The organism is Rhodopila sp. (assembly GCF_035548095.1).
Classification (GTDB): Bacteria; Pseudomonadota; Alphaproteobacteria; order Acetobacterales; family Acetobacteraceae; genus Rhodopila.
The window spans coordinates 74206-96417 of sequence record NZ_DASZUV010000028.1; the positions used below are offsets into that span (position 1 = coordinate 74206).

A 22212-nucleotide genomic window follows, 5' to 3' on the forward strand; every position below is an offset into this window, starting at 1 on the left:
ACGCTGGCTTGGCAAGGGGTTATTCTACCCCGTTGCATCCCCACGACCAAGGCGGGCCTTCGTGCCCCCCTGTGGAACCACCAGACCAAAGGAGCCTTCGCGCTCCCTTGGAACCCATGACCAGAGCTTTCGCGCTCTGGACGACGAGCAGGCGGCGTTCCTGCCCCTGCACCCTGACGAGGGGGTGCGCCCCCCTACGACCCCGCCGGGTAGGCCCGGCAGAGAGGAGGTGCGCCGCTTGACCGATGCCAAGCCCCCACCCGGACGGCGCAAGTCCGAAAAGCGCCAGCGTACCGCGCAGCTATTCGTCCGCCTCACGCCCGAGGAAAAGGCCGCTTTCCTCGACCGTGCCGACAAGGCGGGCATGGCGTCCGCCGCCTTCGCCCGCGCCGCCCTTGCGGGCGACGCAGGCCCACGCGCCCAGCGCCGCGCGCCGGTCAATGCGCAGATGCTGCGTCAGGTTCTCGGGCACCTTGGCCGAGTCGGCAACAACCTCAACCAGATTGCCCGCCACCTGAACCGGGGCCGACCGGACGACATGGACGAGGCCCTGCTAGCCGCCTTGGCTGACTACGCCCATATGCGCGACATGCTCTATGACGCGCTCGGCAAAGACCCCGACCGCGCCCCGCCCGCCGTCATATCCCCATCGTCGGTGCCGCCCGTATCGGCGGCGTTCAATGATTCTGCCGCGCCGCCCGCCAGCAGCGCGTCAGACCCGCCCGCCGCTCCGGCTCCGCACGCATCGCCCGCCCCGGCAGAGGCCCCCGCAACCCCACGGAAAGCCGCCAAGCCCGGCTCCCGCTTCACCCAGCGGCCACGCCCATGATTATCAAGGGCGGCTCACGGGGAGGCCCCGGCCAGCTTGCCGCCCATTTGCAGCGCACCGACACGAACGAGCGCATCCGCGTCCTCGACCTGCACTCCGGCCTTGGCGATCTCGCCGCGACGTTCCGCGACTGGCAGACCCTTTCCGAAGGGACGCGCGGCACCAAGGGCCTGTACCACGTCAATATCGACCCCGATGCCCGCTATGACATGACCGAGGCCCAATGGGCGCGGTGCGTGGACGTGCTGGAAAAGGAATTGGGCTTGGAGGGCCAGCCCCGCGCCGTCGTCATGCACGAGAAGAAGGGCCGCCAGCATATCCATGTCGTGTGGTGCCGCACCGACCTCGACACCATGACGCTGCGCGATGACGGGTTCAACTATCTGGCCCACGAACGCGCCAGCTTGAAGCTGGAACGTGAGTTCGGCCATGAACAGGTGCCGGGCAAGCACGCCAAACGCGACCGCGTGAAACAGCCGGAGTTCCCCCGTTCCGACATCAACCATGCCGAATGGCAGCAGGCCGAGCGCAGCAAGGTTTCCATCGAACAGCGCCGCGCCCAAAACCGCGTCCTGAAAGCAGCCAGCGACAACGGCTCATCCTTCAAAGCCGCCATCGAGGAAGCGGGCTATGTGCTGGCGCAGGGCGATGGTAGGGATTTTGTGCTGGTGACGGCGCAAGGTTCCGTATTGAGCCTTGGCCGCGAACTCAAAATGAAGGCCGACGACCTGCGTGCCTTCATGGCCGACGTTGACCATGCCGCGCTGCCGACCGCCGCCGAGGCGAAGGCCATGCAGCGGGCGCGGCGGGAAACGGTAACACCTGAACCCGCGCAGCAGCCCGCGCCAGATTCCCCGCCGCCGCCCGTGGCGGAAAACCCCGAATCGCCCGCAACGGCAGAAGCGGAAGCGCCCGAGCCACCCGCCAAGGAAACCTACGAAGACAGGCTGCGCAAGGCCGTGGCGCGGCGGCAGGAGGACGAGCTTTGGAAGTGGCGCAAGCGTTGGGGTGCGGAAACCAAACGCACCGACCGCATCCTTGAGGGCGAGCTACGGGAGAAGATGGAGCATTTCGACGCGATGCAGACGGCGGCCAGCGAGATGCAGAAGCGCGACCACCAACAGCAGCGCGACGACATTTGGGAGCGCATCCAGCGCGTCATCAATCCCGCCGCCGTCGCGGAGAAGAACCAGCAGCGCCAGCAGGAGCGCGAAGCCCTGTTCCGCAGGCAGGCGCAGGAGCGCCGGGATTATTTTGCGCTTCAGCTACAGACCAAGCAGATGGAAATGGACGCGCTGCGCGAACGGCAGGCGCAGCAGTTGGAGGAATTGCAGCGGAAGTTCGAGTCCGAGCTTGAGCGGTATTTGCGCGACCGGGAAGCGGCGAAACAGCTTTGGCAGGAATTGCGGGAGAAACGCGCCGAACGGCAGGAGGAACGCGAGCGCGGCCCGTGGCCTGACCTTCCGCCGCCACGACGAGGAAAGTAAGCGGCTCGCGCTTCCTGCAACCGGAACCGGGCCGCACAGAGGAACAGGTTGCGGAGACTGACGCGGACGCAGCGGGCGAACACGACGGGGGCGACGCGTCGCGGTTCTTCGCTCCGGCGTGGCGCTTGCCCGTTCTCATATCGCGGTGGGTCGGGGGCGCGCTCTCGCGCTTTGCGCGGAGGAAGCGCCGACGACGACATGAGAAGCGCTCGAAATTCGTAACGCCGCCCGTGGACGTGCCGAAGCCGCCACCGCCAGCGGAGCCGCCGCGCCTGAAACCGACCTTCAACGCGCCGAAGGGGCCGAGAATGTAGGCGTAGCCAGTCAAAGAGAGGGGCCGTCAGCGGAAGCGCTGACGGCCCGTTTTGTTGTTAGAAACCGGGAGGTTTCAGGGCCAGTTTCTTGATACGGCGGTCGGCAAGTTCCTCACGCACGGCTTCGACGGAGGCCCTGACGTGATAGGCTTGCACGGCTTGCCCTTCGAGGCGGTGCAGTTCGTTGAGCAGGCAGCAAAACTTGGAACGCAGTTCGATATCGGTGTTATCGGCCAGTTCGGATTTTGTGATGAGCGTCGTCATGGGGTGTCTTCCTTCATTTGCAGGCCGCGACCATCCGCGACCTTCCATGCCGAAAGACCCGCGCAGCGCGTATCGACGGCGCGCACCCAAAGGGCCGCAACGCAGAGAAGGAGCCCGCGAGGGCTTGCGCCGCCACCAGTCGAACCGATGCAAGGATGAAGGTTGGAAAGGGCGTCATGGACGTGGACGCAGCAGGAGACGTGCCCCCGTGCGCCGTCATTCAGCTATCCGGGGCTGATTGTCTCTGTTGCCCTATCTGGCCAGACGCGTTATGGCTAGACAATGGCTTATGCGCAGGGTGGAAAGCGGTGCCCGGAAAGCTTAACTTAGCACATAAATTAGCACATAAACACAAACTAGCTTGATTTTATCATAAAAATCAGTATCTTGTCTTAGCCACTACCGGACTCAAAATGCGCCGTTGACTCAAAAAGGGCATGATGGGGTCGGCCTGGCCCCGCCATGCTCCCCGGTTTCCTTGCTCACCGGTCATCTTCCCGGCGCGCGGCGGCGTCAGTGTGGCGGCGGCGTCAGGTCGGCGTCGCCGGCGAATCCCCATTCGGCTGCTGCAAGACCTCGGCCACCTTCTGCGCGAGGTCCTCGCGCTTGAACGGCTTGCCCAGCAGCGCCACGCCATCATCCAGCCGGCCGTGATGGACGATGGAGTTCTGCGTATAGCCCGACATGAACAGGGTCCGGATCGACGGGCGCACCGCCTTGATCCGGTCCGCCAGCTCCCGTCCGCGCATCTGCCCGGGCAGCACCACATCGGTCAGCAGCAGGTCGACGGTGGAGGCGTGTTCCCCGAACACCCGCAGCGCTTCCTCGCCATCCGCCGCCTGCAGCACCTGATAGCCGAGTTCCTGCAACATCACGGTGGTGATCTCGCGCACCATCGCCTCATCCTCGACGACCAGGATGGTGGCGGTACCCTGCGGCAGGTTGACCGGGGCCTGCATCTGCGTGGCGGCCACCGCCGGCTGCCGGGCGCGCGGCAGGTACAGGCGCACCGTCGTGCCTTCGCCCGGTTCGGAATAGATGTTGATGTGACCGTCCGACTGCTTCACGAACCCGAACACCATGGCGAGGCCGAGGCCATTGCCCTTGCCGTCCGGCTTGGTGGTGAAGAATGGCTCGAACACCCGGACCAGCACATCCTGCGACATGCCGTGGCCGGTATCCGAGACCGCGAGCATCGCATAGTCGCCCGGCCGCAATTCGATGTGGCGGCTGGCATACTCCTCGTCCAGCACCTTGTTCGCCAGCTCCAGCGTCAACCGGCCGCCGTCCGGCATGGCATCGCGTGCGTTCAGCGCCAGGTTCAGCAGCGCGTTCTCCAGCTGTGTGGCATCCGCCAGGGCCGGCCACAGGCTGGCATGCTCCACCAGCCGGATCTCGATATTCTCCCCCAGGGTGCGGCGCAGCAGCGGCACGATGCCGGCGACGACGGCCGACATGTCGAAGGGTTTCGGGGCCAGCGGCTGTTTCCGGGCGAAGGCGAGCAACTGGCTGGTCAGCGTTGCCCCGCGCTGCGCCGCCCAGATGGCGCGTTCAAGCCGCGACAGATGCGGGTTGTCGGGGTCCGACCGCGTCACCACAAGCTGGAGGTTGCCAAGGATGACGGTCAGCAGATTGTTGAAGTCATGGGCGATCCCACCGGTCAACTGGCCGATCGCCTGCATCTTCTGTGCTTCCCGCAACACGTTCTCGGCCTGGGCGCGCTTGGTCATGTCGCTGATCGTCAGGACGAACCCGCCGTCCGGCATCTCCGTCCGGCGCACCTCAAGCTGACGCATGTCCCGCGTCTTCAGCTCATAGGTTACCGGTCCCCGCGTGGCAGAGCTGTGCCGGATCTGGTCTTCGGTCTCCATGCCGTCCCGGGTGGCGTCGTCGACATGCTCCGCGATCGCGGCATAAGGCGTGCCCTCTCGCAGCAGTGCCCGCGGCAGGTCGAGCAGTTCCTGGAAGCAGAAGTTCCAGTTGGTCAGGACGAAGTCGGAATCGAACACCGCCACACCCTGGCTGATGCTATCCAGCGAGACGCGCAGGCGGTGTGCCACCGCCCGGTGTTCCTGCTCCAGCCGCAGCGCGGCCGAGGAGGCCTTGCGCATGGCGTTCACCGCCCAGACCAGGGCGCCGACGGCCAGCAGCATTCCGGCCGCGAAAAGCGCCTGCACGACCAGGGCCTGGGTCTGCTGCTCATTCAGGCGGTCGTCCAGCAGGCGCTGTTCCTCGGCCGTCATCGCGGCCAGCACGGCATCGATTTCCTTGCCGAGCTGCTGCCCGACATCCGTGCCCACAAACGACGCCGCGGCGTCAAGGCCCGAATCGGTGCGGACCTGGATGGAGCGGGCCAGTTCCTCCAGCTTCTTCTGCACGACCGGTGCCAGCACCCGCAGGCGGTCCTGCTGATTCGGGTTGTCGGCGGTGAGACGCTGCAGCGCCCCTTGCAGATAGCCGATCTCGCCCAGCGAATTGTGGTATGGCGCCAGGTAGACTGGATTCATTGTCAGAAGGAAGCCGCGCTGTCCGCCTTCGGCGTCGAGGATCGCGATCCGCAGTTTCTGGATCGTTGCCATCACCTCGAACGTATGGGTGGTCCAGCGCCGAGCCCGCGCGGCACTGAAGGTCCGCTCGACGGTGACGCCGGCGACCAGCACGATCAGTGCTATTGTCGCCGAAAAGATGCGCAGCCGGGCATTCAGTCGGATATCGCTGGGCATCTTGCGAACCATGTCATGGGCGTGCAACGCCCGACACGGTGTTGCACGGTCACAAACTAGGCGGCAACGCGTCGATTGGAAATCGGCTGCCGGCCAGTTCGCTCAGGTAATCCGGTCCTTCGGCCGATTTCCACGCGTGGCGGGCATTCACAAATACGCGATGCCGGCGCCATGCCCGTCCGATGCCTCGCCGCGGCGTGGCGCGTTCCGCCTCAGCCGCGGTTGTGCTTTTTCTTCCATGCCTCGAAATCGGCCCTCGCCTGGTCGTTGACAACCGGGAACAGACCGGCGAGCGGACGGCCCCGCGCGACCTCCTCCTCGGCGAACTCGTCATACAGCGTGGTGGCGGCGCATTCGGCGGCGATCTCATCGACGATGTCAGGCGGGATGACCACCACGCCGTCGCAATCGCCGACGATGACGTCACCGGGATAGACCGCGACCCCGCCGCAGGCGATCGGCAGGTTCAGATCGATCGGGTGATGAATGATCGGGCTCGGCGGCGAGGTCGGGCGCTTGTGGTACGCGGGCAGGCCGGTGCGCAGGATTCCCTCGGAATCCCGCAGCCCGCCATCGGTGACGATGCCGGCACAGCCGCGCGCCTTCAGCCGGCCGATATACAGGTCACCGGCCGATGCGGCCCTGGCATCGCCACGCGAATCCACCACCAGCACATGGCCCGGCGGACATTCCTCCATCGCCTTCGGCTGAATGCGCGTCAGGTCCTTCACGCCGGGACCGTTCTTGTCCTCGCGGGAGGGGATGAAGCGCATGGTGAAGGCGAGGCCGACCATGCGCGGCTGGTCGACGCGCAGCGGGTTCACATCCTGCAGGAACATGTTGCGAAAGCCGCGCCGATACAGCGCGCCGGTCAGGGTGGAGGTCTGTACGGTCAGCAGCGCCTCGCGCGTTGCCGGTTTCAAGTCTGCCATCGGTCTCTCCCGTTATAGTCTGGCCTGTCAGGGTCTGCCCGCCAGGGTCTGCCCGCTATGGTCCGGCCCCCTATGGTCCGGCCGGTCAGGGTCTGGGTCTGGGTTTGGCATCGGCGGCCGGCGGCGAGACCGGCCGGCGCGCGATCATGGGCGCATCGCGGATCGGGCCGAGATCCGTCGCCGGCATCGGAATCCCCATCTGGCGCAGGACACCGCCGGCCAGCCGATCATAGTCGTCGAAGCTGCGCCGCAGCCGGTGCCGCCACATCGTGGCGCCGCCATTGGCGTGCAGTTCATAGACGGATTCACGCTGATCCAACGCGGAGCCGACATGATCCCAGGCCATGTTCAGCAGCGCCGATCGTTGCGCCGCCGTATAGCCGCCGCCACCGAACGAGGCCTCCAGCCCGGCCGCCAGCTCCGGGTCGGCGAGATCCCGCTCGGACGGCGCGTTGATCATCGAAGAGCCGGGCAAGGACCGCAGGATATCCTCCATCCGCGGCCGGCCGCGCAGCATCGCCAGGGAGCCGGCGGACAGGTGGGTGTGGTTCGGGGCGGCGATCCCGTCATCGGTGAAGCACGGGTCCCGCTCGCAGGCCGTCAGGCAGCTGCGCACGGTCTGCACGTCGGTCAGCAGGTCCATCAGGTAATCCTGCGTCACCGCGTGCTCCATCAGTCCCATGGCATGGGTGCAGGCCAGCGCCAGGCCCAGCGAGAACTCCGCCTTGGCGAGCCAGCAATAGAGCTGGTGCCAGAACAGCCAGCGGGCGATCGGTTCGGCCGAGGGTTCGGTGAGGAACACGCGGTCCCACGGCACCAGCACATCGTCCAGCCACATCTGCCCGTCCAGCTCGTCGAAACGGTTGCTGAGCGGCGCGCTGAACGGACTCGGCTCGCGGGCCACCCGCTTGCGGCAGATCACGGTGACGCCGGGCGCATTCACCGCGACGGCGAAGGTGGCGCGATGGCCCTGGTAGTCGACATTGTTGCCGGCGCCGATATAGACGTCCTCGGCGAAGGCGGGACTGGTGTGCATGCCGATCTTGCCGGTGATCACCAGGCCGGCATCGGTCTCCCGCACGATGCGCAGCGCCGACCTGTCGGCCGGATCGGGACGCATGCGATGGCCGATCGGCGCCTGCCCGGCGGCAAAGGTGATGAAGCGTCCGGTCGCCGCGATCTGCGCGCGATACGTCCCGGCATTGCGCACCTGCTCCTCGGATGCTCGCCGCAATGTCACGGCGTGCTGAATCCCCAGGGCGATCAGGTGGCCATAGGCTGGCGTGTGGGTGACATTGCCGGCACCGAGGAAGGTCGTCGCCGAGAAGAAGCGGCCCATGCGCACGAGGTCGTCGGCGGTGCGCGGCACCAGATAGGCAACCGGCGTGCCATCCGCTGTCCAGGCCGTGTCGCGCCATTCCGGGTCGGCCAGCCGGTCGTACCAGGTGACATACTCCCGCACCATCGGGCTCGTGGCCGGATGACTCGTCACGTCTTCGACACGACCTTCACCCAGCACCCAGACGCGCCGTCCGTCGCGCAGGGCATCGCGATAGGCGGCGCCCGTCCTCATGACCCGGCGGCCTTCGCTGCCTGGATCGCCTGCCAGACCCGCAACGGTGTGGCGGGCATGTCCAGCTCCTTCACGCCCAGCGGCTTCAGGGCGTTGACGATGGCGATCATCACCGCCGGAAGAGCGCCGACGCATCCGGCCTCTCCCGCCCCCTTCACCCCCAGCAGGTTGCTGGGCGTGGGGTGCGGATTGCTCTTGATCGTGACGCCGCACATCGTATCGGCGCGGGGCATGGCGTAGTCCATGAAACTGGCGGTCACCAGCTGGCCGGACTCGCGGTCGTAGACAACCTCCTCCATCAGGATCTGCCCGGCGCCCTGCGCCACGCCGCCATGGATTTGTCCCGCCAGGGTCAGCGGATTGACGATCGTTCCGACATCGTCGACCACGACATAGTTCAGCATCTGCACCGTGCCGGTTTCCGGATCGACCTCCACCTCACAGACATGCGTGCCGTTCGGATACGTGGCCTGCTCCGGCGCGTAGGTGGCGCTTTCGATCAGGCCGGGCGGCATGCCCTTGGGCAGTTTCGCCGGCTGGAAGGACGCCATCGCCACCTGCTTCAAGGTCACCGCCCGATCGGTGCCCGCCACCGAGAATGTATTGTCGGCGAAATCGATATCCGCCTCGGCCGCCTCCAGCATATGCGCGGCGAGCTGCTTGCCCTTGGCGATGATCTTATCCGCCGCCAGCACCAGCGCACTGCCGCCGACGACCATGGAGCGGGAGCCGTTGGAACCCATGCCGAAGGCGACACGATCGGTGTCGCTGTCGATGAATTGGACCTCCCTTGGATCGATGCCCAGCTTGTCGAACAGGATCTGCTTGTACGCCGTCTCATGCCCCTGGCCGTGCGACTTCGTGCCCATCAGCATCATCGCGGAGCCGCTGGGCTGGAAGCGGATTTCAGCGTAGTCCGGCACCGGCCCGGCGGCCTGCTCGATGGCATTGACGAAGCCGATGCCGCGCAGCTTGCCGCGCGATGCGGACTCGGCCTGGCGCGCGGGGAAGCCGGCGTAGTCGGACGCATCCAGCGCCAGGTCCATGTTCCTGGCAAAGTCCCCCGAATCGTACACGGGACCCAGCGGCGCCTTGTAGGGCAAGGCTTGCGGGTGGACGACGTTGCGGCGGCGCAACGCGATGGGATCGATGCCCGTCGCCTCGGCCGCGGCCTCGATGATGCGTTCGATCAGATAGATCGCCTCGGGCCGGCCGGCACCGCGATAAGGCGCGGTGGGGTTGGTGTTCGACAGCACCGCATCGATGGTCACATGCGCGGCCGGGATGTCGTAGACGCCGGTCAGGGTGATGATCTGCCCGAACGGCGTCAGCAATTGCCGGTCGGACGCGATATAGGCGCCGATGCTGGCCAGCATGTGCAGCCGCACGGCAAGGAATTTGCCGCTGGCGTCCAGCGCCAGCTCGATCTCACCGATATTGTCGCGGCCATGCTCGTCGGCCATGATCACTTCGGATCGCTCGCAGCGCCATTTCACCGGCCGGCCCAGCTTGCGCGCCGCCCACAGGGTCAGCCGATGATCGACATACTGCCAGCCCTTGGCGCCGAACCCGCCGCCGACATCGTTCACCACCACGCGCACCTTGCTTTCGGGCACGCGGAACACGTTGTTGGCCAGCATGTTGCGCACGCGGTGCGGATAGTTCACGTCCGCGTACAGCGTGTAGCGATCCTCGAAATCGTCGTAGGAACCCAGGGCGCCGCGCGGCTCCATGTACTGCGCATGGACGCGTGTCACGACGTAGCGCCGCCTCACCACATGCGCCGCCCTGGCAAAGGCCGCGTCGGTGGCCGCCTTGTCGCCGCGCTCCAGGGTATGGGAGATGTTGTCGGGGTTTTCGTCCCATACCCGCGCCGCGTCCGGCTCCGCCGCCGCCGCGACATTGGTGACCGACGGCAGCGGGTCGTAGTCGACCTCGACCAGCTCCGCCGCGTCCTTCGCCTGGGCCAGCGTCTCGGCGATCACCATCGCCACCGCATCGCCGACATACCGCACCCTGTCCCTCACCAGGGCCGGCCGCTGCGGCGCGAACATCGGCGAGCCGTCACGCTTCTTCCGCGGCATGTTGGCCTTCGGCATGCTCAGCCCGTCGGCCTCGTAATCCGCGGCGGTATAGACCGCGAGCACGCCCGGCGCCGCTTCCGCCGCTGCCGTATCGATCGACCTTATGAGGGCATGGGCGTGCGGTGAGCGCACGAACACGCACCAGCTCTGCCTCGGCAGCACCCAGTCATCCTGGTACCGGCCGCGGCCGGTCAGAAGCCGCAGGTCTTCCCAGCGGCGGACAGGCTGGCCGACGCCGAACTTGATCGGCGCGGTGACATCGTCCATCAGACTGCCTTTCGCTGGCGGCACCCGCGCCGGGCGCCGCTCGGAGACGGCGAGCGCCCGAACCGCCGTGGTGAAGCACACCCGGCGGCGGCGTCAGGGATGGGGCGGAGCGGGTGCTGGTTCATATCCTCTTGCCTCAACGCTGTCAGGCCGGACTCGGGAACCCTGGGGTCGGTAACTGGGGGTCGGCGACCCAGGGTCGGCAACTCAGGGGTACGGATTCTCGCCGGCTTCTTCACGCAAACCGGGCGGAGACCGATCCGAATGGTCCGTGATCGGTATGGAAGCTGTCGCCGGCGCGCGCGTCCACCATGCCGGTGAAGGGGCCCTCCAGGACGAACTGGCCGGGCTCCAGCGCGGTGTCGAACGGCGCCAGCTTGCTGGCCAGCCAGGCGACGCCGTTTGCCGGATGGTTCAGGACCGCCGCGGCGACCTTGATCTCCACCCAGCGGCGCTGCACCGCGCAGGCATCCTCGACCGGGAACCCCGCATGCCGCGCGCTCGGCGGCCGGACCTGGACCTTGTCCTGCTCCGCCCGGTGATAGGCGCGCGCCAGCGCGTCGATCGTTGCCGAATCCAGCACGGTCTTCGCCGTCAGGAGACGACGGCGAAGAAATCGGCCTGCACCAGCGCCTTGCTGTCCGGTGGCAGGGTCTGTGAGTGACGGGCCGGCCGCGCCTCCGCGTCCGGGAACATCTTCACCCAATGCGTGTTGATGACGGGACGGTCCTTGATCGGATCCTTCACGTAGAAGGTGATCTTCAGGATGTCCTCCACCGTGCCGCCCGCCGCTTCGATGTCGGAGCGGATATAGGCGAAGACATTCGCCAGTTGCTCATCCAGCGTCGGCGGCAGGTCCCGGGTGCCGGGATTGGCGCCGCCGATCACGCTCGACATGACGATATTGCCGATCCGGCTGGCATTCGGGATCGGATTCTCGTGCCGAGCGCGCGGCGCGTTGATGCTTTGACGTTTCGCCACCGGACTGTCCCCTTATTCGGCCGCGCGGAACACGGGGACATTCTCGTGCTCATCCTCCAGCGCTTCCTTGCCTTCGGTCGGACGCGCGGTGGCATAGTTCAGCGCCGCGTCGATGTCGCCTTCCCAGACCTCCCGCGGCAACTCATACAGCAGCTCGACGCCGTACCCGTTCGGGTCGTTGATGTACAGGCTGTGGGTCATGCCATGCTCAACCCGGCGATTGAACTTGACGCCCTTGCCCTGCAGGTATTCCAGGTGCTGCAGCCAGGCCTCCCGGTTCGGCAGGGTGATGGCGATGTGATTGACCGCCACCGGCATGCCGAACATGCCCCATTCCTTCGGCGGCGCCGGCAGCTCCCGGTTCTCGACCAGTGCGATGTCGTGATGGTTCATCTTGCCGTCGTGGTCGCAACTGTAGAACCGCATGCGCGGCGGGTTCGGCCGCTGCGGCGTCTTCTTCAGCTCGCCGACCTGCTTCAACCCGACGACATCCGTCCAGAAGGCGTGGGATTCGTCCAGGTCCCGCACATTCAGGACGATGTGGTTGACGCCCACCGGGGTCACTGGTCCAGACATTATAGCCTCCCATTGATTAACATGTGATGCAGTTTGACCGAACCGCCCCGCAAACGCAATGGGCCGCTTGCCTCGAAAGGGGCGAGCGGCCCGTCAATTGTCAAAGGAGCGGGGTGGAACCCGATCGGATCAGGTTGATCCCGTCAGGTTCCGACAATGCATTGATTCATCAGGATAGACCCGCGGCCTCGGACCGCCGGCCCAGGCAATCCTGCGCTCAGGCCGAGCGTCAGGCCGAGCGTGTGTACCGCTTCGTCAGCAGCCGCACATGATCGCGGAAATACGGCCGCAGCTTGTCGGTCCAGGGTGAGTTCGCGGCCTTCTGCCAGGCCGGCCCATTGGGGATATCGGCCGATTGCAGGTGATACAGCGCCAGATAGCGGTGCGTGCCCTTCGGATCGCGGAAGCGGCGGGCCGCCAGGACGCCGGGCACGGCGGCCAGCGCCGGGATATGTTCCTGGTCATACCACTCGTTGAACTCGGCCTCATGCTCCGGTAGGACATTCATGGCGTTGACCAGCAGGCCACCGGCGCCCCTCGGGCTGTCGGCGTTGCCGGGCAGCGTCTGTTCCCCGTCGAAGCGCAGCAGCCGGCGGCAGATCTTCGTCATCCGCTTCGACCAGACCGACAGGTTGTCGCCGGCGATCGCGCGGTAGGCCGGACTGTCCAGCACCGACAGGCTGTCCAGGTCGTAGCTGGCCACCGCCTGCTTCGGGTTCTGGGTGCTGATCCAGCGCTCGCACAGGCCGAAACCGGCGACGCGCTGGCGTTCCGGAACATGTTCAAGATCGTACCAGTCGTGGAATTCGTCCTCGTGGGCGTTGGTGAAGTCGAATGCCACCAGCAGAAGTCCCTTGGCCATCGTTCGCTCCCTACAGGCTGATCTGATCCAGTTCCTTCCCGGCATATTCCGGGGTGAACCACCATACGCCGGCCGCCATGAATGCCATCGCCACCGGGATCAGCAGGAACGCGGCGGCGAAGGATCCGGTGGATTGCTGCAGGCCGACGGCGACGAACGGCCAGAGGACGAAGCCGAACAGCCAGGCGACCGACCAGGCGAACCCGTTGCCGGCGCCACGAATCCGCGTCGGGAAGATCTCCGCCGTCAGCACCATGCTGGGTCCCCAGAAGCCCAGGAACCCGATGCTCCACAGCAGCCCGTAAACCCACAGCTCCAGGTCCGTCGTGGCGAACACCCACAGCGTGATGAACACCGCTCCCTGCGCCAGCATGACATAGAAGGCGGGGCGGCGCCCGAACCGGTCCGAGATCCAGCCGGACAGCAACAGGCCGAGGAAGCCGACCAGGCCCCAGGCGATATAGAATTTCCCGTATGTCGCGGTGGCCCAGTGGCGTTCCTGCGCCAGGTACAGCGGCATCCAGCCGCCCACCGTGCCGTAGATCGTGGTGGAGCAGCAGGCGATGAAGGTGGCGATGGCGGTCTTCCGCCGCATGTCCGGCAGGAACAGCTGCGTGAGCTGGCGGTTGCGGGTCTTCGCCACCCAGTCCCGGTCCTCGGCGGACAGCAGCTGGCCGCGCGCCTGGGCCTGGCCGATCCGGTGCTTGCGGTCCTGCAAGCGCACCCAGTACGGCGATTCCGGGCATTTCGCCCGCACATAGACACCGATCAGCGCGACCACGGCCGGGACCGCGAACGCAATCCGCCAGCCATAGGTGGCGATCACCCAGGTGGCGATCACCCCGGCCAGGGCGGCGCCGAAACACCAGGTGCCGCGATTGATGCCGATCACCCGCCCGCGCAGCCGCGCCGGCCAGGTCTCGGCGACCAGCATGGAGCCCAGCGACCACTCCCCGTTCAGCGCGAAATTGACGCCGGAGCGAAGGGCCACGAACAGCGGCCAGGAATAGGTCACCGACAGCAGCGGCATCATCAGCGAGAACATGGCGATGTTCAGCGCCAGCAGTGTGCGGCGTCCGTAGCGGTCGGCCAGCCATGGCCACACATACATGCCGGCGATGCCGATCAGCAGCGCGATCTGCAGACCGGTCCGGTATTCCGGCACGGTCAGCCCGAAATCCTTGATGATCAGCGGTGAGGCCAGGGCGAAGATCACCCCGTCCATCCCGTCGAAGCCCCAGCCCAGGCCATTGGCAACGGCGATGTGCCAGTGCGTGCGGGTGACCGTGTCCCCGTCCGCCACCGCGCGGAAGGCGGGTGAGCGGCGGTATTCCTGTTCCAGCGGGCCGATCGGACCCGGTTCGGCGACGGCATCCATCGTCTTGCGTTTCCCTCCCTCGTTGTCAGGGAGTAGGCAACGGGTTGACGTCCTCGTCCAGAGGGGTGGCACCAGAGGAGTGGCACCAGAGGAGTGGCGCCAGAGGGGTGGCGCCAAGGACCTGGCCGCGCCGCCTAGGGAGAGCAGGCGAGCGCCGTGTGCTGCCGTGGCGTGGACAAGGTCTTGGCGTCCTCGTTCACCATCATCGTCACGGTGGAGCCGCGCGGCAGCTGCAGGCCGATCCCGACATAGCCGTTCGGGAAATGGCTGATCGTCTTGCTGAACGTATGCTTCGCGTCCGCCGGCGGCGCCGGCGGAATGGCGTCGGGGGCGATGTCCCGTCCCGGGGCGCTCCAGGCGTCCCCGCTATCGTCGGCATTGACGCGGACCCAGATGAAGCCGAACTGCCTGTTATCCGCGTTCACCGACAGAACCCCGCGGCAGATGCGGCCGGCCGCCGGAGTCTGCGCCGAAGCGGCCCCGCTGCCCGTCACGGCGGCGATGGCCAAGATCGCCCAGCCCAGCATCGCCCAGCCCTGCATCGCCCAGCCCTGCATCGCCCAGCTCTGCATCGCCCAGCTCTGCATCGCCAAGTATGAACGGTCGCGCATCGTTCACGTCCCCCCAGGATCGCGGTTCGGCCTTCAAAGAGCCGTATCACTTGGCGAAGATAGTCGAATGACGTTCGCTAATTCTACTAAATGTCGCCCACGCCGTCTCCTTGAAAACCCGATCGCGAGCGTTGATATGGCCTGACGGTCCGCCGCCGCATACAGTGATCGGCATCCCATCGCGCCGGACCGAGTCGCCCGATCATGCTGCACATCATGAAACTTGCCGTCGGCGTTCGCGACATCGAGGATCTTCGCGCCTGGCAGGCCGAGCGCGCTCTGACCCATCCGCCGCTGCGCCATCGCACCCGCATGGCGCCCAGGCGGCGGGAGGAGGTGCTGGACGGCGGCTCGATCTATTGGGTGATCAACGGGTCCATGCTGGTGCGCCAGCGCATCCTGGACATCATCGAGGACACCCGCGACGACGGCACGGCGTGCGCCGCCCTGGTGCTGGATCCCGGCCTGGTGCCGCTGGAAGGCCGCCCGGTCCGGGCGTTCCAGGGATGGCGCTACCTGGATGCGGACGACGCGCCGGCGGACCAGAAGGGACCCGGCGAGGTCAGCGGCCTCGACGTCCTGCCGGCGGCGCTGCGCCGCGAGCTGCGGGCACTCTGCCTGCTCTGACAACCAACATTATCGTTAACGCGACTTTGGTTGCGCCCCGCCGGCCGGCAGGGCAGAACTCCCGACGATGAGCCATACTCATGTCATCGGGGCCGGCATGGCCGGCCTTGCGGCGGCACTGACGCTGACCGCCGCCGGACGAGCGGTGACGGTGCATGAGGCCGGCCCCGCGGCAGGAGGCCGGTGCCGCTCCTATCTCGACAAGGAGCTCGGGCTGCGGATCGACAACGGCAACCACCTGCTGTTGTCCGGCAACGACGCGGCCATGTCGTATATCCGGGAGACCGGGGCGGCGGACCGGTTCACCGTCCCGGCCCGTCCGGCCTTTCCGTTCCTGGATGTGAAGACGCGGGAAGGATGGGTGCTCCGCCCGAACCGCGGGCGAATCCCGTGGTGGGTGCTGATCCCGGGCCGGCGGGTGCCGCGGACACGACTGCTGGACTACCTGCGTCTGCGCGGCCTGGTCGGCGCGCGCGGCGACACGACCGTGGCGGACGCCATGCGGCGCGGCTGGCTGTACTGGCGGCTGGTCGAGCCCCTGGCGGTCGCTGCCTTGAACACGCGTCCGCAGATGGGCCTGGCGCGGCTGCTGGGCGCGGTCATGCGGGAGACGCTGTTGCGGGGCGGCAATGCCTGTATCCCATGGCTGCCGAAAACCGGCCTGTCCGAGGCGCTGATCGATCCCGCCGTGGCCACGCTGACCCAGCGAGGGGCCACCCTGCGCTGCAATCACCGCATCGCGGAGCTGCGGATGGAAGCGGGCCGGATCGCCGCCCTGCGCGGACCCGGCGGCCCCATCGCGCTGGCGCCGGACGACGCGGTGCTGCTGGCCGTGCCGCCCTGGGTCGCCGCCGACCTTGTGCCAGGACTGCAGACCCCCGACGCATACGAAGCGATCTTGAACATCCACTTCGCCACGGTGCCGGAACCCGACGCCCCCCTCATGGATGTCGGCTTCATCGGCTTGACCTCGGGCGTCGCGGAATGGGTGTTCGCCAAGCGCGATCACGTCTCGGTGACCATCAGCGCGGCCAACCACATGGTGGACGACGAGGCCGGCGTGATCGCCGCCGCGGTCTGGCCCAATGTCAAGCTGGCGATGGGCCAGACCCTGTCGGCCTACCATGCGGAGGACGACATGCCGCCCTGGCGCGTGGTGAAGGAAAGACGCGCCACCTTCGCGGCCACCGCCCGGCAGGACGCGCTGCGTCCCGATCCGGGGCGGGTGACCCAGGCAGCCAATCTCGCGGTGGCCGGCGACTGGACCGATACCGGGTTGCCCGCCACGATCGAGGGGGCGATAAGGTCCGGCAGGTTGGCCGCCGAGGCACTTTTGAAATCCTGAACAGACGGTGTGATGGCTTTGGATGCGATCCTCCCCGATCCGCGTGGCGGTTCGGCGGCCCCATCTGGGAAGGTCCCGCTCGGGGATACCCCGGCGGGAGATTTCCCATCGGACGGTTTTCCATCAGGCGATTTCCCGCTGGCTGACATGGCGGTGGCGGATGCGGTGGACCGGGCCGCCGCCGCGCTCATGCGCCTGCAGAAGCCGGACGGGCATTTCGTGTTCGAGCTGGAGGCCGATGCCACCATCCCGGCCGAATACGTCCTGCTGGAGCACTTCCTCGACCGCATCGACGACGATTTGGAACACAAGATCGGCGTCTACCTGCGCTCGATCCAGGGCGAGCATGGCGGTTGGCCGCTGTTCCATGCCGGCGCGTTCAACATCTCCTGCAGCGTGAAGGCCTATTTCGCGCTGAAGGCGATCGGCGACGATCCGGACGCGCCGCACATGCGCCGCGCGCGGGAGGCGATCCTGGCGGCCGGCGGAGCGGAGCGGACCAATGTCTTCACCCGCGCGCAACTGGCGCTGTTCGGCGCGGTGCCATGGCGGGCGGTGCCGGTGATGCCGTTGGAGATCATGCACCTGCCGCTGTGGTTTCCGTTCCACCTGTCGAAGGTGTCGTACTGGTCGCGGACGGTGATCGTGCCGTTGCTGGTCCTGATGGCGCTGAAGCCAAAGGCGGCCAACCCGCGCAACGTCACGATCGGCGAGTTGTTCCGCACGCCGCCGGCGCAGGTGCGCGACTATATCCGCGGTCCCTACCGCTCTGCCTGGGGCCGCTTCTTCAAGGGCGTCGATGTCGTGCTGCGCGCGGCGGAGCCGCTGTTTCCGGCACGCTTGCGGCAGCGGGCGCTCGACAAGGCCGTGGCCTTCGTGGGCGAACGGCTGAACGGGGAGGACGGGCTGGGCGCGATCTATCCGGCCATGGCCAACAGCGTGATGATGTACCACGCGCTGGGCTATCCGCCCGACCATCCGCAAGCGGCGATCGCCTGGGCCAGCGTGCGCAAGCTGCTGGTGGTGCGGCAGGATCGGGCCTACTGCCAGCCCTGCCTGTCGCCCGTCTGGGATACCGGCCTGGCCGGCCATGCGCTGATCGAGGCGGGGGTCCCCACCGACGCCGCCTGCGAGTGGCTGCTTCCGAACCAGATCAACGATGTGGTGGGCGACTGGGCGGTGCGCCGGCCCGGTCTGGCGCCCGGCGGCTGGGCGTTTCAGTATGCCAACCCGCATTATCCCGATGTCGACGACACCGCCGTGGTGGGAATGCTGCTGCACCGGAACGGCGACCCGAAATACACCAATGCGATCCAGCGCGCGCGGGACTGGATCATCGGCATGCAGTCCTCGGACGGCGGCTGGGGCGCGTTCGAGCCCGAGAACACCCACCACTATCTGAACCACATCCCCTTCGCCGACCATGGTGCCCTGCTGGATCCGCCGACGGCGGATGTCAGCGCCCGCTGCGTGTCGTTCCTGGCGCAGATCGGCATGACGCCGGACGATCCGGTGATGGCGAAGGCCCTGGCCTATCTGCGGCGGGAGCAGGAAGCCGATGGGAGCTGGTTCGGCCGCTGGGGCACCAACTACATCTATGGCACCTGGTCGGTGCTGTGCGCCCTGAACGCGGCCGGCGTGCCCGGCGACGATCCGGCGGTGACCAAGGCGGTGGACTGGCTGGCCTCGGTCCAGCGCGCGGATGGCGGGTGGGGAGAGGACGAGGAAAGCTACGGCGACGCTCCGCATGGCCGCTACACGGAAAGCACGCCGAGCCAGACCGCCTGGGCGGTGCTGGGGCTGATGGCGGCGGGGGCGGTGACGCACCCGGCCGTCGCACGCGGGATCGCCTATCTGGCGCGGACCCAGCGATCGGACGGCGAGTGGACGGAGCTGCCGTACACCGCGGTCGGGTTCCCGCGCGTGTTCTATCTGCGCTACCACGGCTATCGGCTGTATTTTCCGCTGCTGGCGCTGGCGCGGTACCGCAACCTGTCGCGAGGGAATACGCGCCGCGTTTCGGTCGGGTTCTGATCCGACGCATGGGGGGCGTCATCGCGGGCAGGCCACGACGATGAGCCGGCGATGATCATCGGTTTCGTCACCGGATTGGCCGCGGAGGCCCGCATTGCCCGGCGGCTGGCCGGGCCGGCATCGGCAGGCATTGCCGATCGAGGGCGGCCGTCGCCCACGCTCATCGCCGATGGCGAGCCGGATGCAAAGCCGGCTCCTGCGTGGCGGGACGGCGCACTGACCGCCCCGGTGCGCGCGGGCGGTGGCACGCCGGCGGGAGCCGAGGCGGCGGCGCGGGCGCTGGTGGCGGATGGCGTTCAGGCTCTGGTGAGTTTCGGCCTGGCCGGCGGGCTGGACCCGGCGCTGCGGCCCGGCGCATTGGTCGTGCCGACGGACGTGATCGAAGGCGGCGCGGTATTCGCGACCGATCCGGCCTTGTCCGCCCGCTTCGGCGGGCCGACACCGCACCGCCTCCTGGTGGCCGGCAGCGTGCTGGCCTCCGCATCCGCCAAGCGCGACGCCGCCAGGAGCAATGCCGCACAGGCCGTGGACCTGGAAAGCGGCGCGGTAGCGCGCGTGGCGCGGCAACATGGCCTGCCGTTTGCCGTCGTACGCGCAATCTGCGACCCGGTGGAGCGCGACCTGCCGCCGGCGGCGCTTGCCGCGCTCGATCCGAAGGGCGCGATCGGTGCGGCGCGGGTGCTCGGATCTTTGCTGCGGCGGCCGGGCCAGATACCGGCGCTGCTCGGCCTCGCAGGCGATGCGTCCCGCGCGCGGCGGGCATTGATGGCGGTATCGTTACGTCCGATCATACCGTCATGATCCGGAGAGTCTGGGGTTTTGACCGGCCTCCGGATGTCATCGCCCGCGGGCAATGCCGGCGGAGCGGATGGCCTCCGGCCAGGGTCGCTCCAGCAGGTCCAGCCGGTACTCCGGCCGCCGCTCCCGCCGCCGCGGGCACAGGTCATCCGACACAGCCCGCATGAAGCGCTCCGCCGCGGCATCGCCCGACAGCGGATCGCCACCGTCACCCAGCCAGTTCACCAGCAGAACGAGGCCGCCGGCCACGATGCCGTGCCGGACATGCCGGGCAAGCCGGTCGATATCCTCGGCGCACAGGAAGTACAGCACCTCCGACAGCACAATCAGGTCGTACTCCCCGGCCGGCCACGCGATCGGCACCTGCATCCTGGCGAAGCGGACATGCGGACGGCCGGCGCAGCGCGCGGCGGCTTCCGCCAGCGCGGCGTCGACCACGTCGATCCCCAGCAGTGACTCGCACCAATCCGCCAGCAGCCGTGTCAATTCCCCGATCGAGCAGCCGACTTCCAGGCCATGGACAAATCGCCTGCCGCCCAGGGCGTCGATCGTATGCCGATACTTGCGCCGCTCATAGGCGCTGGAGCGATAGGCCCAAGGGTCGGGGTCCGCCCGGTACAGGTGCTCGAAATGCTCCGGCTGGCGAGAGCCGCTCATGGGGTCAGGAACGTTTCGAAGCAGCTATCGAACACCGACAGCAGATCTGCCGGCAGCCGGAAGCCGGTGGGGTCATCCGTGATCAGGTCTCCATACTGGGACACGTGGGCGCGGATGGCCTGCCGTTTCCGGCTGCGGAATGGCGTAATGTCCAGCCGCCAGCCCGAAGGTGCGCCGCCCGGAAGGACCGTATCGGCGGGCAGCGTCCATCCCCACACCGGATAGGCCAGATGGCGAAGGCCGGCGCGCGCCGCCACCGCGTCGGCGATCGTCGCCGCGGCCGCATGATCGCAGTGCGGATCGTGCCGCCAGGTCGACAGGATCGTGGAAATGGACCGATCGGCCGCGGCCAGGTGGCTCAGCCTCGTCACGACGTCGTCGAACGCGGCCCCCGCCGCCGGCGCCCTGGAATCCGGGCAGCCGCAGAAGAACAGCCTTGCAGGCGGCAGGCCAAGCCGTCCGGTGGCACACCGAACCTCTGCCGCCCTCACGCGCGCCAGGCGCTCCGGCGGGAACTGGCGGGAACCGGGATGCGATGCCGCGCCATCCGTGAGGATGGCGACCAGTGGTGGCCGCAAGGCGGCGCAGCACGCCGCGATCAGGCCGCCACAGCCCAGGCTTTCGTCATCGGGATGCGGCGCCAGGATGAGGCAGGTTCCGGGCCCGGTGACCTGATCCAGCGACGCCAGCGGCAGGCCGCGCCACGTGGTCTGGCAGGCCCCGGCGCGGATGGTCATTGGCGGAATGGTCATTGGCGGAATGGTCATCCCGGGGATGGTCGTCGCTGGCATGGTCATCATGCGGATGGTCATCGCGCGAACCATGCGGCGGCATCGGCCAGCACGGCGTCGCGGGCGGGTTGCCGCAGATAGGTTTGCAGGTCGCGGCCGATCCGCTCGATCGGATCACCCTGCCGGAACGCCGCCAGGCCGATGGATTGCTGGATCAATGTCATGGCCTCCAGGCAGGCGGCCTCCACCGCCAGCCGGCCAAGGCCAACGGTGGCAACCCGGTCCTGGCAAGCCCGCGTGGGATCCTCCGCCGCCTCGCCCGCGCGCCGGACCCACAGGGCGGCGGTGTCCCGCGCGATGAAGATGTGGCCGAAGCGGGCGAGCATCTGCGGGTGATCCAGGCGGGTCCCACCGCGCAGATGCGCCACGGCCAGTTCGACCAGTGCCGTCAGCCCACCCAGCGCGACGGCCGATCCCCGCCACGCGCCGGCGGAAAAATCCGGTTCCCGCAGATAGTCGCCGGGACCGCCCAGCACCGCGTCCTCGGCCACGCGGCAACCGGAGAAGTCGACGGCACCCGTCACCGATGCCCGCATCCCGGCCAATGGCGCCGGCAGGGGCGTCACGCGCTCCCCGCACCGCAATGGCACCAGCAGCATGCGCGCGCGGCCGCCTTCGTCCTCGGCGGTCACCAGTGCGTGGCTGGCATGACCGGCGGCGGAACAGAATTGCTTGCCGCCCGACAGGACGATCGCGGCGCCGTCGCGGCGCATGCGCAGGCCACCGGAGGGCGGGTCCGTCACCCAAAGGGCGAGCAGCGGCGCCTCATCGCCCAGGCGACGTTGCGGTGCCGTGCCATAGCGCCCGATCAGGTGCCGGGCATTGAGATGCGCTTCCAGGATGCGGCCGGTGGCCAGGTTGCCGCTGCCGGTCAGGGTCAGCACGGCTTCCAGCTCACGGACATGCAATGCGCGGACAGACGGCGGGTCGGCGTTGGTCACCGGCAGGGCCAGCGTCAGCGCCCCGATGCGACGCAGATCGGCCATGTCCTCGGCCGGAAAATCGGCAACCCGATCCAGGCCGGCGGCGCGGTCCCGCATCAGCGGAACCAGGGCGGCGACGCGTTCAGAGACCGGCAT

At 67.7% G+C, this 22212-nt stretch carries 20 protein-coding genes; 6 read left to right on the plus strand and 14 right to left on the minus strand.

Features of this window, described 5'->3' with window-relative positions:
* Window positions 1-238 precede the first annotated feature (238 nt).
* Together VHC04_RS19650 and VHC04_RS19655 are read left to right on the plus strand one after the other, a co-directional pair.
* Window positions 239-829, plus strand: a complete 591-nt coding sequence (locus VHC04_RS19650; RefSeq protein WP_325684430.1) for a MobC family plasmid mobilization relaxosome protein — start codon at window positions 239-241, stop codon at window positions 827-829.
* Window positions 826-2316 (plus strand): relaxase/mobilization nuclease domain-containing protein, encoded by a 1491-nt coding sequence (locus tag VHC04_RS19655; RefSeq protein ID WP_325684431.1) that lies wholly within the window; start codon window positions 826-828, stop codon window positions 2314-2316. Before VHC04_RS19650 ends, VHC04_RS19655 begins: the two co-directional genes overlap by 4 nt.
* Before the next feature lie 371 nt (window positions 2317-2687).
* Here VHC04_RS19655 and VHC04_RS19660 read toward each other — a convergent pair whose 3' ends face one another.
* The 11 genes from VHC04_RS19660 to VHC04_RS19710 form a co-directional block, all read right to left on the minus strand.
* On the minus strand, window positions 2688-2894 hold the full coding sequence (locus tag VHC04_RS19660) for a hypothetical protein (protein ID WP_325684432.1): 207 nt from the start codon (window positions 2892-2894) through the stop codon (window positions 2688-2690).
* Between the two features lie 530 nt (window positions 2895-3424).
* On the minus strand, window positions 3425-5617 hold the full coding sequence (locus tag VHC04_RS19665) for a CHASE3 domain-containing protein (protein WP_325684433.1): 2193 nt from the start codon (window positions 5615-5617) through the stop codon (window positions 3425-3427).
* A gap of 212 nt (window positions 5618-5829) precedes the next feature.
* A complete protein-coding gene (locus tag VHC04_RS19670; protein ID WP_325684434.1) occupies window positions 5830-6549 on the minus strand; it encodes a ribonuclease activity regulator RraA in 720 nt (239 codons plus the stop codon).
* An 85-nt stretch (window positions 6550-6634) separates the two neighbouring features.
* Window positions 6635-8122 carry a 4-hydroxyphenylacetate 3-hydroxylase N-terminal domain-containing protein gene (locus VHC04_RS19675; RefSeq protein WP_325684435.1) on the minus strand — a complete coding sequence of 496 codons (1488 nt, stop codon included), beginning with the start codon at window positions 8120-8122 and terminating at the stop codon, window positions 6635-6637.
* Complete coding sequence (locus VHC04_RS19680; RefSeq protein WP_325684436.1) at window positions 8119-10473, minus strand: xanthine dehydrogenase family protein molybdopterin-binding subunit; 2355 nt, start codon at window positions 10471-10473, stop codon at window positions 8119-8121. Before VHC04_RS19680 ends, VHC04_RS19675 begins: the two co-directional genes overlap by 4 nt.
* A gap of 235 nt (window positions 10474-10708) precedes the next feature.
* Window positions 10709-11056, minus strand: coding sequence for a hypothetical protein (locus tag VHC04_RS19685; protein ID WP_325684437.1), 348 nt, complete (start codon window positions 11054-11056; stop codon window positions 10709-10711).
* 11 nt (window positions 11057-11067) lie between these two features.
* Entirely contained in the window at window positions 11068-11454 is a 387-nt protein-coding gene (locus VHC04_RS19690; protein WP_325684438.1) for a RidA family protein, read from the minus strand.
* Between the two features lie 12 nt (window positions 11455-11466).
* Window positions 11467-12030: a VOC family protein gene (locus VHC04_RS19695; RefSeq protein WP_325684439.1), complete on the minus strand. Its 564-nt coding sequence runs from the start codon at window positions 12028-12030 to the stop codon at window positions 11467-11469.
* 229 nt (window positions 12031-12259) lie between these two features.
* Window positions 12260-12892 (minus strand): hypothetical protein, encoded by a 633-nt coding sequence (locus VHC04_RS19700; RefSeq protein ID WP_325684440.1) that lies wholly within the window; start codon window positions 12890-12892, stop codon window positions 12260-12262.
* A 10-nt stretch (window positions 12893-12902) separates the two neighbouring features.
* Window positions 12903-14270 carry an MFS transporter gene (locus VHC04_RS19705; protein ID WP_325684441.1) on the minus strand — a complete coding sequence of 456 codons (1368 nt, stop codon included), beginning with the start codon at window positions 14268-14270 and terminating at the stop codon, window positions 12903-12905.
* A 134-nt stretch (window positions 14271-14404) separates the two neighbouring features.
* Complete coding sequence (locus VHC04_RS19710) at window positions 14405-14881, minus strand: hypothetical protein (protein ID WP_325684442.1); 477 nt, start codon at window positions 14879-14881, stop codon at window positions 14405-14407.
* A gap of 216 nt (window positions 14882-15097) precedes the next feature.
* Between VHC04_RS19710 and VHC04_RS19715 the strand changes: the two genes are divergently transcribed.
* The 4 genes from VHC04_RS19715 to VHC04_RS19730 all read left to right on the plus strand — a co-directional run bounded on the left by VHC04_RS19715 (window position 15098) and on the right by VHC04_RS19730 (window position 19688).
* Window positions 15098-15508: a DUF1489 family protein gene (locus VHC04_RS19715; RefSeq protein ID WP_408903838.1), complete on the plus strand. Its 411-nt coding sequence runs from the start codon at window positions 15098-15100 to the stop codon at window positions 15506-15508.
* 67 nt (window positions 15509-15575) lie between these two features.
* A complete protein-coding gene (gene hpnE / locus VHC04_RS19720; RefSeq protein WP_325684444.1) occupies window positions 15576-16853 on the plus strand; it encodes a hydroxysqualene dehydroxylase HpnE in 1278 nt (425 codons plus the stop codon).
* A gap of 147 nt (window positions 16854-17000) precedes the next feature.
* Window positions 17001-18887, plus strand: a complete 1887-nt coding sequence (shc, locus tag VHC04_RS19725; RefSeq protein ID WP_325684445.1) for a squalene--hopene cyclase — start codon at window positions 17001-17003, stop codon at window positions 18885-18887.
* A 51-nt stretch (window positions 18888-18938) separates the two neighbouring features.
* A complete protein-coding gene (locus VHC04_RS19730; RefSeq protein WP_325684446.1) occupies window positions 18939-19688 on the plus strand; it encodes a hypothetical protein in 750 nt (249 codons plus the stop codon).
* Window positions 19689-19724: 36 nt separating this feature from the next.
* Here VHC04_RS19730 and VHC04_RS19735 read toward each other — a convergent pair whose 3' ends face one another.
* The 3 genes from VHC04_RS19735 to VHC04_RS19745 are packed head-to-tail and all read right to left on the minus strand — an operon-like array spanning window position 19725 to window position 22212.
* A complete protein-coding gene (locus VHC04_RS19735) occupies window positions 19725-20342 on the minus strand; it encodes an SAM-dependent methyltransferase (protein ID WP_325684447.1) in 618 nt (205 codons plus the stop codon).
* Entirely contained in the window at window positions 20339-21133 is a 795-nt protein-coding gene (locus tag VHC04_RS19740) for a PIG-L deacetylase family protein (RefSeq protein WP_408903839.1), read from the minus strand. The genes VHC04_RS19735 and VHC04_RS19740 overlap by 4 nt, the downstream gene beginning before the upstream one ends.
* A gap of 17 nt (window positions 21134-21150) precedes the next feature.
* Complete coding sequence (locus VHC04_RS19745; protein ID WP_325684448.1) at window positions 21151-22212, minus strand: acyl-CoA dehydrogenase; 1062 nt, start codon at window positions 22210-22212, stop codon at window positions 21151-21153.

What these genes read in the sequence shown, in the direction of transcription:
- VHC04_RS19655 (WP_325684431.1), top strand. Translation starts at nt 826, where the DNA reads ATGATTATCAAGGGCGGCTCACGGGGAGGCCCCGGCCAGCTTGCCGCC.
- VHC04_RS19660 (WP_325684432.1), bottom strand. Translation starts at nt 2,894, where the DNA reads ATGACGACGCTCATCACAAAATCCGAACTGGCCGATAACACCGATATC.
- VHC04_RS19665 (WP_325684433.1), bottom strand. Translation starts at nt 5,617, where the DNA reads ATGCCCAGCGATATCCGACTGAATGCCCGGCTGCGCATCTTTTCGGCG.
- VHC04_RS19670 (WP_325684434.1), bottom strand. Translation starts at nt 6,549, where the DNA reads ATGGCAGACTTGAAACCGGCAACGCGCGAGGCGCTGCTGACCGTACAG.
- VHC04_RS19675 (WP_325684435.1), bottom strand. Translation starts at nt 8,122, where the DNA reads ATGAGGACGGGCGCCGCCTATCGCGATGCCCTGCGCGACGGACGGCGC.
- VHC04_RS19680 (WP_325684436.1), bottom strand. Translation starts at nt 10,473, where the DNA reads ATGGACGATGTCACCGCGCCGATCAAGTTCGGCGTCGGCCAGCCTGTC.
- VHC04_RS19695 (WP_325684439.1), bottom strand. Translation starts at nt 12,030, where the DNA reads ATGTCTGGACCAGTGACCCCGGTGGGCGTCAACCACATCGTCCTGAAT.
- VHC04_RS19700 (WP_325684440.1), bottom strand. Translation starts at nt 12,892, where the DNA reads ATGGCCAAGGGACTTCTGCTGGTGGCATTCGACTTCACCAACGCCCAC.
- VHC04_RS19705 (WP_325684441.1), bottom strand. Translation starts at nt 14,270, where the DNA reads ATGGATGCCGTCGCCGAACCGGGTCCGATCGGCCCGCTGGAACAGGAA.
- VHC04_RS19710 (WP_325684442.1), bottom strand. Translation starts at nt 14,881, where the DNA reads ATGCGCGACCGTTCATACTTGGCGATGCAGAGCTGGGCGATGCAGAGC.
- VHC04_RS19715 (WP_408903838.1), top strand. Translation starts at nt 15,098, where the DNA reads ATGAAACTTGCCGTCGGCGTTCGCGACATCGAGGATCTTCGCGCCTGG.
- hpnE (WP_325684444.1), top strand. Translation starts at nt 15,576, where the DNA reads ATGAGCCATACTCATGTCATCGGGGCCGGCATGGCCGGCCTTGCGGCG.
- shc (WP_325684445.1), top strand. Translation starts at nt 17,001, where the DNA reads ATGGCGGTGGCGGATGCGGTGGACCGGGCCGCCGCCGCGCTCATGCGC.
- VHC04_RS19730 (WP_325684446.1), top strand. Translation starts at nt 18,939, where the DNA reads ATGATCATCGGTTTCGTCACCGGATTGGCCGCGGAGGCCCGCATTGCC.
- VHC04_RS19735 (WP_325684447.1), bottom strand. Translation starts at nt 20,342, where the DNA reads ATGAGCGGCTCTCGCCAGCCGGAGCATTTCGAGCACCTGTACCGGGCG.
- VHC04_RS19740 (WP_408903839.1), bottom strand. Translation starts at nt 21,133, where the DNA reads ATGCCAGCGACGACCATCCCCGGGATGACCATTCCGCCAATGACCATT.
- VHC04_RS19745 (WP_325684448.1), bottom strand. Translation starts at nt 22,212, where the DNA reads ATGCCGGTCTCTGAACGCGTCGCCGCCCTGGTTCCGCTGATGCGGGAC.